The 14,168-nt window shown below is 39.3% G+C and carries 10 protein-coding genes; 1 reads left to right on the forward strand and 9 read right to left on the reverse strand.

The window, feature by feature from the left end; translation table 11 throughout:
• Window position 1 precedes the first annotated feature (1 nt).
• The 9 genes from A7967_RS06185 to A7967_RS06225 form a co-directional block, all read right to left on the reverse strand.
• Window positions 2-1,615 carry a lytic polysaccharide monooxygenase gene (locus tag A7967_RS06185; RefSeq protein WP_054204052.1) on the reverse strand — a complete coding sequence of 538 codons (1,614 nt, stop codon included), beginning with the start codon at window positions 1,613-1,615 and terminating at the stop codon, window positions 2-4.
• Window positions 1,616-1,683: 68 nt separating this feature from the next.
• The gene (locus A7967_RS06190; protein WP_064435582.1) at window positions 1,684-4,863 is read right to left on the reverse strand and encodes a glycosyl hydrolase family 18 protein; all 3,180 of its coding nucleotides are present in this window, start codon (window positions 4,861-4,863) and stop codon (window positions 1,684-1,686) included.
• Window positions 4,864-5,311: 448 nt separating this feature from the next.
• Window positions 5,312-5,512, reverse strand: a complete 201-nt coding sequence (gene arfA / locus A7967_RS06195) for an alternative ribosome rescue factor ArfA (RefSeq protein WP_054204051.1) — start codon at window positions 5,510-5,512, stop codon at window positions 5,312-5,314.
• Window positions 5,513-5,902: 390 nt separating this feature from the next.
• Entirely contained in the window at window positions 5,903-6,343 is a 441-nt protein-coding gene (gene azu, locus A7967_RS06200; protein ID WP_054452374.1) for an azurin, read from the reverse strand.
• 165 nt (window positions 6,344-6,508) lie between these two features.
• Entirely contained in the window at window positions 6,509-9,046 is a 2,538-nt protein-coding gene (locus tag A7967_RS06205; RefSeq protein ID WP_064435583.1) for a TonB-dependent receptor plug domain-containing protein, read from the reverse strand.
• A 302-nt stretch (window positions 9,047-9,348) separates the two neighbouring features.
• Window positions 9,349-9,999, reverse strand: coding sequence for a UPF0149 family protein (locus A7967_RS06210; protein WP_054452379.1), 651 nt, complete (start codon window positions 9,997-9,999; stop codon window positions 9,349-9,351).
• Window positions 10,000-10,057: 58 nt separating this feature from the next.
• The gene (locus A7967_RS06215; protein ID WP_054204047.1) at window positions 10,058-11,014 is read right to left on the reverse strand and encodes a sensor histidine kinase; all 957 of its coding nucleotides are present in this window, start codon (window positions 11,012-11,014) and stop codon (window positions 10,058-10,060) included.
• A complete protein-coding gene (locus tag A7967_RS06220) occupies window positions 11,015-11,563 on the reverse strand; it encodes a heme NO-binding domain-containing protein (protein WP_054204046.1) in 549 nt (182 codons plus the stop codon).
• A complete protein-coding gene (locus A7967_RS06225; protein WP_054452381.1) occupies window positions 11,560-12,693 on the reverse strand; it encodes an HDOD domain-containing protein in 1,134 nt (377 codons plus the stop codon). Before A7967_RS06225 ends, A7967_RS06220 begins: the two co-directional genes overlap by 4 nt.
• A gap of 99 nt (window positions 12,694-12,792) precedes the next feature.
• Here A7967_RS06225 and nosR point away from each other — a divergent pair, with 99 nt between their 5' ends.
• Entirely contained in the window at window positions 12,793-14,115 is a 1,323-nt protein-coding gene (gene nosR / locus A7967_RS06230) for a response regulator c-di-GMP phosphodiesterase, NosR family (protein WP_054452383.1), read from the forward strand.
• Window positions 14,116-14,168: the final 53 nt, after the last annotated feature.

The following is a 14,168-nucleotide window of genomic DNA, read 5'->3' on the forward strand; positions in this document are numbered from 1 at the left end:
GTTATAGTTTTTTCCATACACTGGCTTGTCCAGGAGTATCACCTCGAGTCCACCATTTAGCGCTATAGCGCTGTCCTTGATACGTTACTTCTGCGCCACCTTGATAGGCTTTTCCTGCATTCCAATCTGTACTTGTGCCCGGATTAGATGCTGCCTTCCACGCATTTGAACTATCTGGCTGTTGCCCTTGATTCCACCATTTAGCTGTATACACAACGCCTTGGAAGGACGCCTTATCGCCAGCTTGATATGTCGCTGAGCTATCCCAAGCAGGTACTGTTGGATCAACTGGGTCGACAGGATCAACAACTGTTATGTCGTTAACTGTCACTTTAAACCGAGTTTGTGTAGTAAGTTCACCATCCGATACAGACACTGATACCGTATAATCGGTATTAGCTGTTACTTCTGGTGCACTAAGTTCAATATTTGCATCGCCACCTGTAAAGCTCAGCGGTGCAGGTACTGACCAGTTATAAGTCAACACACTTTGCTCATCATCAAATGCGTGTAAGTGCACTTTTGTTGTGGTGTTTTCGTCAACGACTAAATCAGCAGGTGTATGAACAATAGGCGCTGTATTAGCTGGTGCACCTTGCACACTTAGCGCGTAGGTATAATTAGCATTGCTGCTATAAACTTGGTTAATCAAAGTGTCGGCGTCATTAAATACAACATCGCCAGCTTGGTTTTGCACACCGATTTGTACTAAATGTGCATAATCAAGATTTAGCTGTGTTGCAAGTGCTTGTTGCCAATTTGATTGGTTTTGCGTAGTCACTTTTAGTTGTTGATTAATAACCTCTTGGCCATTTTCATCAAACAAACGTGCCCATACGGTATCACCCGCGATTGCGTTTTGCCCTTGACGAACAAAGTAACCAACGCTGGTCCATACACTTGGATCTGTTGGAGTTGCGTCATTTACTATATTGATATCGCTACAGTTATAAAAACCTTCGCCAACTACATCATTACGCTGCCAACGGCTATACAAAATCGCATCACCGCTACGATCTTGCGGGATCGCAACGTTCATTTCGTAATAACGCTTACCATCTGGATCTTTAACAAAATCAATATTAGCGTGCTCTTGCACTAGCTCTAAATCAGCCCATGTCAATACATCAGTTGCTGCATTAAAGCTTGGTTTAGTTAAATAAAATTGCCAAAAACTCGGATTGTGGGGCGTTGCAGCAAGGTAACGAATTTGGATTTCACCATTAGCATTTGGCACCACATCACTGCGCTGCCAATGAGGCGATGGTAAATCCATACCGCGTTTTGCATTATCACCACCGGCACATAGCAACCCATTTGGTACCTTAGCTTCTACGGCTGCTTGATTTAGGTAATCAGGCGTATTTACAGAAAATTCAATATCTTGAACGAACTGCACTGTACCTGATTCTAAAAAGGCAGCACGACACGCTAGATTTGGAATATTGCTACCATCTGTTGGCCACCAATAACCTGCATCTGCCTGACAAAATGCTTGGCGAGCTTTAGGGGTATCCATATACCCATGCGCACTCACCTGTGCTGGCATTAATGTAAGTAATAAACCACTTGCTATTGCACTTAGTGATAATGTTTTAAATTTAATTGATGTCATTGCTCTGTCCTTTAAAAGACTCAATGTTGGGGCAAGTAATTACCTACCCCTTATTGTTTTATTATTACTTACAGGCTACAGCTCTTAGTCCAATCAGCCGTCGAACCAGGTGCTGAACTTGTCCACCACTTCGCTTTATAAACTGCGTTATTGTGAACCATTAGATCACCGCCTGTAGCGTGACTTGGATTGCCTGCCCAGTCTTTTTGAGCAAAATTTGGATAAACAGGGATTGCTGTAATAGCGACACCTTCACATGTACCAGATGTGTCACCACCGCCGTTACCTGGATTACCTGGCTCGCCAGGATTACCGCCTGTTGTTCCATCTGGAAGTTTTGGATACTCAAATTTGAATGCGTATACTTTGCCATCTTTTTCAATAGTAAAGTTACTTGGACCTGTGATTGGCATGTAGTACATCACTTGTGCATTTACAGTTTTACCTGCACTGAAGTCCTTAGGCTGACCGCCCCATTCGTTATTAAGCGTGATTGAAAAACGGTGGAATTCATTTTCATAACCACCAATATTATTACCTGCTGCATTAGAACCATTTACTTCTACTGCCATGCCCAGTTTTTCTTGTGCATTCCAGTTAGATTTAAAAATAGCCGATGTTGATACAGGTACATCAAATGAGATTTTCGCACCGCTTAGATCAATATTTGAATTATTAGTAAACGCAAATGTTGGGCTAATTGGGTAGTTATCATCACCAATTGGGAAGTCTTTTGCTTCAAACGTTACATCAACAGCTTCAGTTGGTACTGTGAAACTTGGGTTACCGCCATGTACATCATACGCAACACCACTTTGATTAAACTTGTCATACGCTAATGAAGTAAGTGTTGAACCCATGAAGTACTCGCCTTTAGCTGCATCGTAATCAAAGTCACCAGCAAGTTCCCAGAACATGATACCGCCTAGGCCATTGTTGATTACATAATCAACTTTAGTCGCCATAGACTCTTCATCTTCAATTGAAAGGAATACTTTTTTCTCTGCGTTCCATAACCAAGGTGCTACGGCAACGTTGTCATAATGGCGAGTATAAGTACCTGTTAGTTGATCGTTAGGATCTGTCTCTGGCGTTAAACCATAAACACCTAAATACGAACCAACAATACCGTTTTCTAAGTTTTTAACATGCCAAAGTGGATTAGACCCTGCAGGCATTTCTTGACCTGCGTCGTTCTTGTCATGCCAAAGGTTATCAATACCTAATGCACCGTTACCACATTTATTCTTCTCACCAACGCCTGTACCTTTAGCACAATCAGCTTGATTAGGAAGTGCAGCTTGACCCCAAAGACCATTTGTACCGCCACTTACATCTTTAAAACCACGCGTGTAATATGGAATACCGATATTAATACGACCAGCTGACATAGCACCACGGAAGTAACGCACAGCCCAATCAGTGTTTAAATAACCAATACCTTCAAACTCTTTAGTACCGTATACATTCCACTGTGCAAGTTCAGAGTCTAGCCCTGTATCGAATAATGCAGCGTTATGACCAACGTGTGAATTCCATGCACCGTGCAAGTCATAAGACATAATATTTACATAATCTAGGTACTTAACAGTTTGGAATGTTTCCATACCACGTAGTAAATAACCTGAAGATGGAGATGCGATAGTTAACAGATAATGTTTACCTGCTTTTTCACCCGCGCGATCTAATGCTTCACGTACTTTTTTCATCAGTACTTTATAAGACGCGTTTAAACCACCACGACGTGCATTTGAAATAGGGAAATCATCTGGATGACCAGAGTCTTTCATTGATGAAGGGTATTCGTAATCGATATCAACCCCGTCAAAACCATATTTCTCAATAAACTCAACTGAGCTTTGTGCAAATGCATCAATACCTGCATGGTTAACTGATCCATCTGCATTTGTTGTCATGGTGTAAAAACCACCACTTGCAACACGACCAGTTTCATCGAAGTAACCGCCTGTTTCAGCCCAACCACCAACAGACACTAATGTTTTTACATGTGGGTGCTGTTTTTTGTATTTATTTAGAAGGTTAAAATGACCTTTATAAGCAAAGCTAGGGTCCATCTCAGCGCCACTCACACCAGGCCATTCCATATTCGTTGCAGGGTTACCTGCTGAATTTGGATCGCCAATTGATACCTTATTGTTTGCATCAACATGTGCGAACGCATAGTTAATATGAGTGATTTTGTCCCACGGAATATCGTTTACTAAATAACTAGGCTGACCATTTGCGCCATTTCTCCAGCTAGTAAAGTAACCAATTACACGACGAGGATGATCTGCACCCATGATCTCACGACCATCGGCATCATATACGGTACAATAAGGCGTATTTACACCAGGTGTTTGGTATAAACCCTGAGGACGACAATCAGTGCCTGTACCAGGAGGAGTGCCCGCTTCAACAACATTAAGTACTTTTGTTGTTTGTGACGTAGCGCCTTCATTATCTGTTGCGGTCAAGGTAAATGTGACTTGTCCAAGTGCAGTCGCTTGCCATGCATAGCTACTTGCGGCTGAATTTGCTTGATGAACATCTGCGCCATTAGCAGCAAAACTCAACGACGTTACTTGACCATCGCTATCTGTGCCAGAAAGTGCAAATACAACTTGTGAACCAACGATAAGCTGCTCAGGTAATGTACTGAATGAAATAGATGCTACAGGTGCCTGGTTAACTGGGTCAACTACGCTGCCTTGCACGCTAATCATACTAATGACTTCGCTCGACTGTGCACCTTTATCATCTGTAGCAACAGCACTAACTTGATGTGAACCAACGACGGCTTGCCAATTTGTACTAAATGGTGCACTGCTATCAGTTGCGACAAGAGCACCATCTACAAAAAACTCAACTTTAGTAACTGTGCCATCAGCATCAGATGCTTGCGCACTTATGACAACGCTGTCTTTTTCGTTAAATTGAGAATTATTTGCCGGTACTAAAGCTGTCACAGTTGGTATTAAGTTCTCTGTGACAGCGCTGTCACACAAACCCAATTTTTTCCATTCTTGCCATTGGCCAGAATTCTCTGCTGGATTAGATTGCGTCCACCACTTCGCTTCATACGCATTATTTTGCGCTTGAACTTGGCTTCCACCAGTATGTGTTTGACCAGCTTGCCATTGTGTTAACGCACTGCAATCAACTGCAGCTTGCGCACTTAAGCCAATAAAACTAAGTGACAAAGCACTTAGCTTAAAAGCATTTTTTATTATCATTGATGAGCTCATATGCTCCTCCGCCCAGGGGTTAAAAATAACATTTAATTTACAAATCGTCATTAAAGCTATCATAGTTTACACGCACGTCAACTTAATTTAAAAAAGAAACGTACATATAATAGGTAAATTAGTAACAAAAAGTAATGATAAAGTCTAGTTTTTATATAGGTTATAATTGAAAATTGTATACCCGTATAAAGTTTGGGGAATTTTACGCATTAAACATGAACGCAAGGTTAATCTAAAGTTAACCAGCATAATCAGTGTTTACAGAGCTTTTTATTGCCCTTTACGGGCACGTAAAGTGATGGAATGAAGACGTCAGAAATATAATTACAGCTATATAACCACAAAACCCCGCTTAGAAAAAAATTATCTAAGCGGGGTTTATATTTTTATTCAGTAGGTGAAAGTTGTTAAACGAAAACAGCAAAAGCCCTATTTGATCACAACTATATTATGCAGCGATTAAATAGGACTCTTGTCCAGCATGTTTTTTGTTGCGCTTAAAAGACCCTTTGCCTTTTTTAGCTGATACAATTTGTGGTTTAAATATTTTAGATGTGACTAAAGCTGCCAACGCATTATCACGAATAACCCCTCGACCAGTATCAACACTGTTATTGTGAGATTTTTGACCTTTTTTATGTTTTTTCATTAATATTTCCAGTTCATAAAGTGAATAAATTAAGTAGCAAGTACCATGGTACTTGCTGCGGATTGTAGGACTTACTAGCTAATTAGCAAGTGTTTTTAATACTATTTTAAAGATATATTCTAGGGCGTGTTGTTCTTTGTAGAGTGAAATTCGTTCAACCTAGGGGAGATTTAATCGCGGCGAGAGATTTGTAACCTAGCGGGCTAAGTAAAAACCGAACTACAAAGAGTTAATCGCCCCTAGAGAACCCTTTGGGCAGCGCATGTTTGGCATTTATACTGTGTTATCGCCTATTTATGGGGAGCAACCACACACCATAGGCTCTGCCTTGCCTAAATACCAAACATACTGTTGCAAAATCAATCTCGAAAGGTCAACACGCCCTAGCCTTTAAATTAGCTTAAAATCCCCCTGCATAATTGCAAAATGTCCTGGAAAGGAACAAAAGAATTTATAAACAGTGCCTGCATTCAAATTCTCTGTTGAAAACTCGATAGACGTAGTCTCCCCACCACCAATAACCTCTGTAGAGGCCAGCACTCGAGGGTCATCTTTTGGAAGGTAACGATTCTCAAGCCCTGCTTGCATACCTGCCATCGCCAGCTCTTTAACATCAGCAGCCACACTAAGCACCCAATTATGTCCCATAACATTGGCGGGTAATTTACCGGTATGATTAAGTGTTAATGTTACAGTTTTACAGCTTTTATCAACTTCAAGCTGTTTAGTGGAAAATGCCATAGCATCATTAGCAGAAATAGTGACTTCGCATTTTGCAAAAACACCTGTAGATAAAACAAGGGAGGCTAAAAGAAAAAGTGGCTTGAACATAACAACACCTATAATGAGAATAATTATCAATACTATATATTGATATTAATTCTCATTCAATAAATATTTTTATGTGCGCAGTGAGTACTTCGCATATATTCTAAGTACTTATATCCGAAGTACCTAAAGAAGCAAAATTCGCTTTTTAAGGCACTTCGGTGTGCATCAGAAGCTAAAGCTTACTTTTGCATAATACGTCATACCATCAAACCCATATGGCAATGCTCTAACTGGATATTTAAATGCACCATTAGTAATAAAATCAAGGGCCTCATCTTTCCCTAATTCATCAGGTGTTACATCAAACACATTATCAATACCTAAGTTAAAAGTCAGTGATTCACTCAGTTCATACCCAAAATTAATATCAACTAATACCGCAGATTCAACAACACTGGTGTCTTTAAATTCACCTGTTGGCGATAAAAAGTCAGGTAAACCGATATGATCATTACCAAAGTACTTAACGTCGGTTTCTCCAAAATAATTAAAACGTACCATTGCACTCATTGCATCACGCTCATAATCAAACGTTAACGTACCACGCTCACCTGGCTGTCCATTTGTTAAAAAGCTGCGTTGAGTATCATCTAAAGCTATCTCTTTAGGGACGCCTGTGGGGGCGTTTACTTTATCAATGTATGTGCGATTAATATTACCCGCAAATGTTGCAGAAAAGTCACCATCGTATAAATCTGTGCGATAAGAAAGAATGACATCAACACCCTTGGTTGTTGAATCGACTGAATTTGAGAAATAAGCGGCTTGATCTGCTCCCGTAGCATTAAGTGCAGCAACAGCCGCAGGGCTAAACGCAAGATCTTCGGCCTTCATAAAGTTACCCAAAGTAATACGATCTTTTATTGCTGTATGGTAAAAATCAACGGTTAATGACAACTCGCTACTTACATCATAAACAAAACCAAAACTAACATTTTTAGAGCTTTCTAGTTCTAAACTTTCAACGCCTAAAGCGACAGGAAGATCTGATCCTGCTTTAGCAATAAATGATTGTTCCAGTACACCACCATCACCTAAGTTTGTTGTAAAAGCTGTATATGCACTTTGTTGTAATGAAGGTGCTCTAAAACCACTAGAAATCGCACCACGCACAGCAAAATCATCATTCAATTCGTAACGAGATGCAAGCTTACCAATAATATCATCACCCGCGTCTGAGAAGTCTTCATAACGAAGTGCGGTACTGATATTCCACGCATCCGTAATCATCGTCTCTGCATTAATATAAAGTGCATGGCTATTACGACTTTGGCTATTTGATGCCTCAGGGCGTAAACCATTGTAAGCTTGGAAACCACACTCAGCCGAGGTACTTGGATCATTTGCTGAAGGGTAAACAATATTCTGATTCGCTAAACCACATGCATATGATGCTTCATCACCAGGCACTATTTGATAGTTTTCTTTACGGTATTCTGCACCAAAGGATAGGTATATAGGCTCACTTCGACCAATATCTATAATCCCATTTATATCGGCATTAACGGTTGTTTGATCAAAACGAAAACCACCCGAATATCCCCCATTTGGGCCTGAATTTGCTGCGATATCAGCATCAGTCGCATTAGGATTATTTAAAACATACTCGGCTGCATACGATGCATTTAGTGTGTTACGTGAAGTAAAATCATATTGATTTTCACCGTACACGGCTGACACATCGTACCCCCAGTCGGTATTAATGTCGCCTTTGATGCCCAACGCTAGCGAAATATCCTGCGCCTCATTATAAATACGTGGTAAAAAGCCATCGCTGTATACTTGAGTAACATTTTTAGAGGCCGCATCAAAATTACGATAAAAGCCATTGCCTAACGCTGTACGTTCAGAGTAACCACCAAACGAATATAATTCTGCATCATCAAGTGGTAACGACATATTATAAAATAAAGACGTAAACTCACTTTCTGAATTCCCTTGCCCCCAACGTACGGTATCAGATAATGTACCTGCAGATACCGCTGCAGAGCCACCGGTATCACGTTCAGCACGGTTAGTTCCGTCAGCATCACGATACTCAGCAGAGACGTTTATAAAACCGCCTTGATCGCCTAAATCAAAACCACGGTTTAAACCAAGCGATATGGTATCACCATCGCCCTCACCCGTACTGCCAGCTTGAAAATAACCTGTTGTAATACCTGTTGAATCATTCAATGATAAGTTAATAACACCTGCGATTGCATCCGAGCCATATTGCGCAGCTGCGCCATCACGTAACACCTCAACCCCTTTAAGTGCAGATAAAGGAATCGCATTCATATCAGTACCGGCAGCACCAGCACCAACGGTGCCAACTAAGCCGAAAATAGATTGATTATGACGACGCTTACCATTTACCAACACTAGCGTCTGATCTGGCTGTAAGCCACGCAGTGTTGCCGGACGAAATAAATCTGAACCATCTGATACTTGCGTACGCGAGAAATTAAAAGAAGGTGCCGTTGCTTGTAAGCTTTGACCAAGTTCTGTGAAGCCACCTTTGTTAAGTGTATCAGCATCAATTAAATCTATCGGTGAAGAAGATTCCGTTACAGTTCGGTTTGATACTCTAGATCCCAAAACTGAAATTTGTTCAATGTTTTTTTCTGCTTGGACTTGTGCTTCTTCTGCAATAACCGAAGAGGCACTAAAAGCCAGTCCCACTGCAATAGCCAGTGTATTTAAACGAAGTGTTGTCATGTGTGTTCGACCCTGTTGACTCATTTCTGCTTTTAAGCTCGCCTTAAATAACAGTTGAGTTCATATAAAGATTATTAGAATTATTAATTTAATAGCTCGTCATTTACATAATGACGTCCTCCCAAACATCCTAGCAACATCTATCAACAAAAAGAAACATATTTAGCTACTACTATGGTCGAAATATGCAATATTTAGCTATTATTTATCTTCATAACTATTTTTGATTGAATTTTGGACAAAAAAAAGCATGATTATTCAAATCATGCTTCTCGAATCATTCTTTTTAGGGTATAAAAGTTCTAACCTTCTTCTTCAAACTGAGATAACTTTTCATCTTCAAGCATCAAAGCCATTGATGCAATTGCCGTTAAACTTTCATCCAAGCTTTTATATAGCAACGGGAAGTTAGCACTAAGTTTGTCTGGTTCGGGCTGCTGCGTTAATGTATTTTCCCATGCAGAAAACGTTGCCAATAAATTCAACGTAGCTTCAAAATTATCAATGAATAATTGCCCATCAGCTTGATTCGTAACTTGTTGCTTATCTGCACTGACCAAAAAGCTAAAATCTTGCTCCCACACAGCTTGATTTACTTCATAACCTGCCAGATAACCCTTGCACCAATGCTGCAAGCGCGGACTTGGCATTGTATCTGAGTCTGAATGTGGGTAAGTTTCAGCTAAAAAATGTCTCTGTTCAACCTGTGCCTGCGTAATATTGTCGAGCAAGGTAATCATTGCATCTCGTTCTTGTGACTCCGTCATCATAATTGCATAAGCCGGATCATTTTTATCCGCGATATAACCCACTATTTCTGACTCCCCATAAAATTCTGAGCAAGCAAGTAATCCACAAATAAAACCAAGCACACTATCAATGTCTGTTACTTTAAATTCAGCATGTTGACTAAGATAGTCGCTAAATATGATGGTACTTTTTTCATTAAGCATAAGTCACCCTGAGATTATTATTTAAGTTTACAATTACACTAGCTAACTATTGAGCAATTTAAAAGCAATTATTAATCACTGGAAATAAACACCGTACATTCGTCCCTTGATTTGCATGACTACTAATATCAATTGCGCCTTGGTGATCGCTCACCATTGAATACACTAAAGGCATCCCCATGCCAGTTCCTTTTCCCACCGATTTTGTAGTGAAAAACGGATCAAAAATACGCCCTTTAACTTCCTCGCTCATCCCACAACCATTATCTTCAACACCTATGATAATGTGCGGATCAGAAAACTTAACTTCAATATAGATTCGACCTTTCTTCTGCATTAAATTTTCGCATGCATGTTTCGCATTAATCAGTAAATTAACAACTATTTGATTAATAGCTGATAAGTTGCAATACGTTAACGGGATTGGCTGAAATTTAGTTATCACCTCAACCCCCTTGAGCTGACTCTTTAATAATTTAAGCGCATTATTTACACCATCGGTCATATCTACTAGAATTTTTTCATTATCTGACGGGCGTGCAAAATTAAGTAAATTGCGGACAATTTGATTTATCCTTCGCAAACCTTCAACACTATCATCAATCAGCTCGACAATATCTTGATTAATAACGTCAAAAGCATGTATTTCATTCATCTTTACTAGGAATTCTCGAAACTCTCGCTCACTCACCTCTCCCTGAGCCAACTTTTGGCTTAGCTCAAGTAACTTAAACACTGACTGGTTAATGTACTGAAGGCTTTCTAAATTACTCATCGCATAGGCTAAAGGGTTATTGATTTCATGGGCAACACCCGCAGATAATGTCCCTAAAGTGGCCATTTTTTCCGCATGAACAAGCAGTGCTTGCTGATGCTCCAAAGCAGCTACTTTCTTTTCTAACTCTTCATTTAATGCAAACAATACACGGCTTTTATCTTCAATCAGTTGCTCCGCTTGCAAGCGTGCTGACTGTTCACGTAGATAAGCTTGTTTATAGTCTATATCCATTGTCATTTATTTAGCCGGCTGGTAATAAATATTCAAAGTGCAGCGTTCATCCTCTCGAAGTAAACATTGCTCATGCTCAATCGTTACATCCATTAAAAAATACTCACCAGCGCCATAAATTAATCCTTCAGCCAAAAAACATAATTGCCGTGGTGATTGGTAATGCATCACGATATGCCCAGGACAGACCATCATACAATCCATAGTAGGTAAATTTGTATTTTGATAAAGCTTGCTCACCTCTTTATGAATAACACTATCAATATTTAATATTAGTGCTTCAAAATGCGAATAATGACCTACAACAACACTATAATGCTTCATAAAATAATTAAACAAATAGCGACCAAATTGATTCAACACCTTAGCCCTGCTAAGTTGTAACTCAATACAAATATCACTGACCAGAGCATTTAGTTCTTGATCAGGGTAATTATTAACTGATACATAGGCACGATCTTTCGGTGCATTTTTAGCGAGTAATTGATTCCAACAAGCCATGTCTCTATGAGTTAACACCAACCCTTCAAGCGACTGAAAAATAACACCTTTCATATAGTTACTAACTCCTGTATTAAAACAACTAAATCGAGATTTTCTAGCGCCTGAATATCACCTTCTGTTAATTCAAATTCAGGTGTTTGAACCACTTCTCGCGCTAAAAAATGTATTGCTATTATGGGATCCGTTATTTGGGATAACGTTTTTGGCAGCAACATTGCCTGGGTAATTTGCTCTGAAAAACCCCACAAATTTAATATGTATACAGATATAAGCTCTTCAGAGAGCAACGTCTGCTCACCTTCATTCAATTCTTTTACTAATACATAAAGCGCCATAGAGCCAACACCGCTTAATAAACCTAAAAGAAAAACAATATCTTGTGATTGAGAGGAAAGATGCGCTTTTTTTGCAAATACTTTGGCTTGCGTTGCTCGTGCAAATGCATGATCTGAAATAGTCGCTAGCAGCTTATTTGATAGTATTTTTTGATAATGACTCTGTACCTCACTGTTTACCACAAGTGCCCTACATAAACTTGTACCCACACGTATTAAAGCTTGCTGCAAATTGGTTGTTTCACTTGCAAAGCCTAATAAAGCTGAATTAGCTGCTTGAATCAGCTTACTACTTAAAAGTGGTTCATGTGAAATTAACCCTATGAGTACTTCAAAATTAACTGGTTTTTGCAAAAGTGCATTCGTGATTTGTATAACTTGTTGGCGTATTACTGGCAGCCCTTTCATTTTCCCTAACAAATTTTTTAGCTCTGGTGCTATTGCTAAATTAAGCAAACGTTGCGTGCATTGCATAACATGACGCAGCTGCGTATAAGTGAAAGGTTTTGCCAAACAAAAATGTGCCATTTCATCAGCTTGCCATGGTAAGTCATCAAAGCTAGTACCTTTTAATATGCAGCGAATTGTTGCAGGACTATGCTGCTGAAAACAGATAAGTGTTTCTTGAGTGACACGACTACTCATCCCTACTCCACATAAAACAATTTCTATACTTTGAGTATTAATTATCTCGATACATTTATCAGCATCAGTTAAGGCAGTCACAACAATGTGCGATCCTGCTCTTACAAGCGCTTTTGTTAGGGCCCTCAAGATTAAAGGCTCATCGTCAATAATCAGCACATGAATAGCTATTTGCATACCTATCTCAAATAATCTTGCCATTACTTAAAATTAGCACAATTAATTTCTATCGTATGTTTATATTAGAAAAACCCACATCAACCAACTATGCTTACAGAAAAGAATGCAATGAGGCATTAAGTGGATCAACTATCAAAAAAAAATGAATTACAAACAGTTCAAGTGCTATGTGTTGATGATGATGAGATTGTCTTACGCTCATTATCAAGACTGGCAAAGAATAATCAACTTTCAGCCATCACGTGTGACTCACCAGATAATGCATTAAAGCTATTAACGCAATATGAGTTTGACGTAATTATCTGCGACATGCGTATGCCAAAAATGACTGGCGCGGAGTTTTTAGAACAAGCACAAAAACTTGCACCTGACACTCAACGCATCTTGTTAACTGGCTATGCCGATATAGAAACCACTCTAGCCGCCGTTAATCAAGGGCAGATTCATGGCTATATACAAAAGCCATGGCAAAATGACCTGCTACTTAGAAGTATTGTTGGAAGCATTGAAAAATACCAACTCAAAAAGCAAAACAAGCTACTACAAGAGCAAGTAAATAAACACAATACCGCACTTAAAGAACTCAATAACTCTTTAGAGCAAAGAGTCGAAAAACGTACAAAACAAATCAAACAAGTATTAAAGCAGTTAGAAACCGCCAATGCCCACGAAATAAATGAACACAGATCGACTGTTGAGTTACTTTATAATTTTATTAATGCCAACCCCTATTTAGATAGTAATAAAGCACAAAATATTGCTAATACCTGTACCTTGATTGCTAAACAGCTACAACTTCCTGATAAAAACGTAGAAATGGCCTCTATGGCAGGATATTTAGCGCAAATTGGCTTACTTGCTATGGATCCTGAGCTATATAAAAAACCGGTCCATCAACTAACCGAACAACAACGTAAAATTTTTTATACTCACCCAAGTACAGCACAGTTAATGTTAATGCCTGCCACACATCTACATGATGTGTCTGATGCAATCTATCATCAGTACGAACGCTTTAAAGGTAACGGATTACCAAAAGGATTACGCGGTAATGATATTCCATTAAGTGCATTAATATTAGCACTGGCGCGTGATTATTGGGAAGCCTATGAGCAAAGTAATGCGACAGCAGAACAGCGTCATCAACATGCATTAGATACAGTAAAAATGTATAGCGGTAATTTCTATCATCCCAAATTAGTTAAAGCGTTAGATGCATCAGGAATCGCTAATTTCAAACAACAGTCGCAAGTCGGCTCGATGCAAATAATTAATGCTCAAGCACTAAAACAAAACATGATTCTCGGCCATGCTATACATAGCCATGCAGGTATTATGTTATTACCAAAAGGCCATGTATTTAGTATCAAATCAATCGAAAAACTACAGCAACTCGAATCTAAAAAACCGAGCCCTTTTAGGATCATGATCAAATCTACGTGAGAAAGTGATCACAAATCACCGTGGGTTCGTTACAATACCCATTAAAGTACCCA

This window comes from Pseudoalteromonas neustonica (assembly GCF_001653135.1).
GTDB lineage: Bacteria > Pseudomonadota > Gammaproteobacteria > Enterobacterales > Alteromonadaceae > Pseudoalteromonas > Pseudoalteromonas neustonica.

Excerpts from the sequence above, each read along its gene's own strand:
- A7967_RS06215 (WP_054204047.1), bottom strand. The coding sequence starts at position 11,014 with ATGACAATGGATATAGACTATAAACAAGCTTATCTACGTGAACAGTCA.
- A7967_RS06190 (WP_064435582.1), bottom strand. The coding sequence starts at position 4,863 with ATGAGCTCATCAATGATAATAAAAAATGCTTTTAAGCTAAGTGCTTTG.
- arfA (WP_054204051.1), bottom strand. The coding sequence starts at position 5,512 with ATGAAAAAACATAAAAAAGGTCAAAAATCTCACAATAACAGTGTTGAT.
- A7967_RS06210 (WP_054452379.1), bottom strand. The coding sequence starts at position 9,999 with ATGCTTAATGAAAAAAGTACCATCATATTTAGCGACTATCTTAGTCAA.
- A7967_RS06225 (WP_054452381.1), bottom strand. The coding sequence starts at position 12,693 with ATGGCAAGATTATTTGAGATAGGTATGCAAATAGCTATTCATGTGCTG.
- A7967_RS06185 (WP_054204052.1), bottom strand. The coding sequence starts at position 1,615 with ATGACATCAATTAAATTTAAAACATTATCACTAAGTGCAATAGCAAGT.
- A7967_RS06220 (WP_054204046.1), bottom strand. The coding sequence starts at position 11,563 with ATGAAAGGTGTTATTTTTCAGTCGCTTGAAGGGTTGGTGTTAACTCAT.
- A7967_RS06205 (WP_064435583.1), bottom strand. The coding sequence starts at position 9,046 with ATGACAACACTTCGTTTAAATACACTGGCTATTGCAGTGGGACTGGCT.
- azu (WP_054452374.1), bottom strand. The coding sequence starts at position 6,343 with ATGTTCAAGCCACTTTTTCTTTTAGCCTCCCTTGTTTTATCTACAGGT.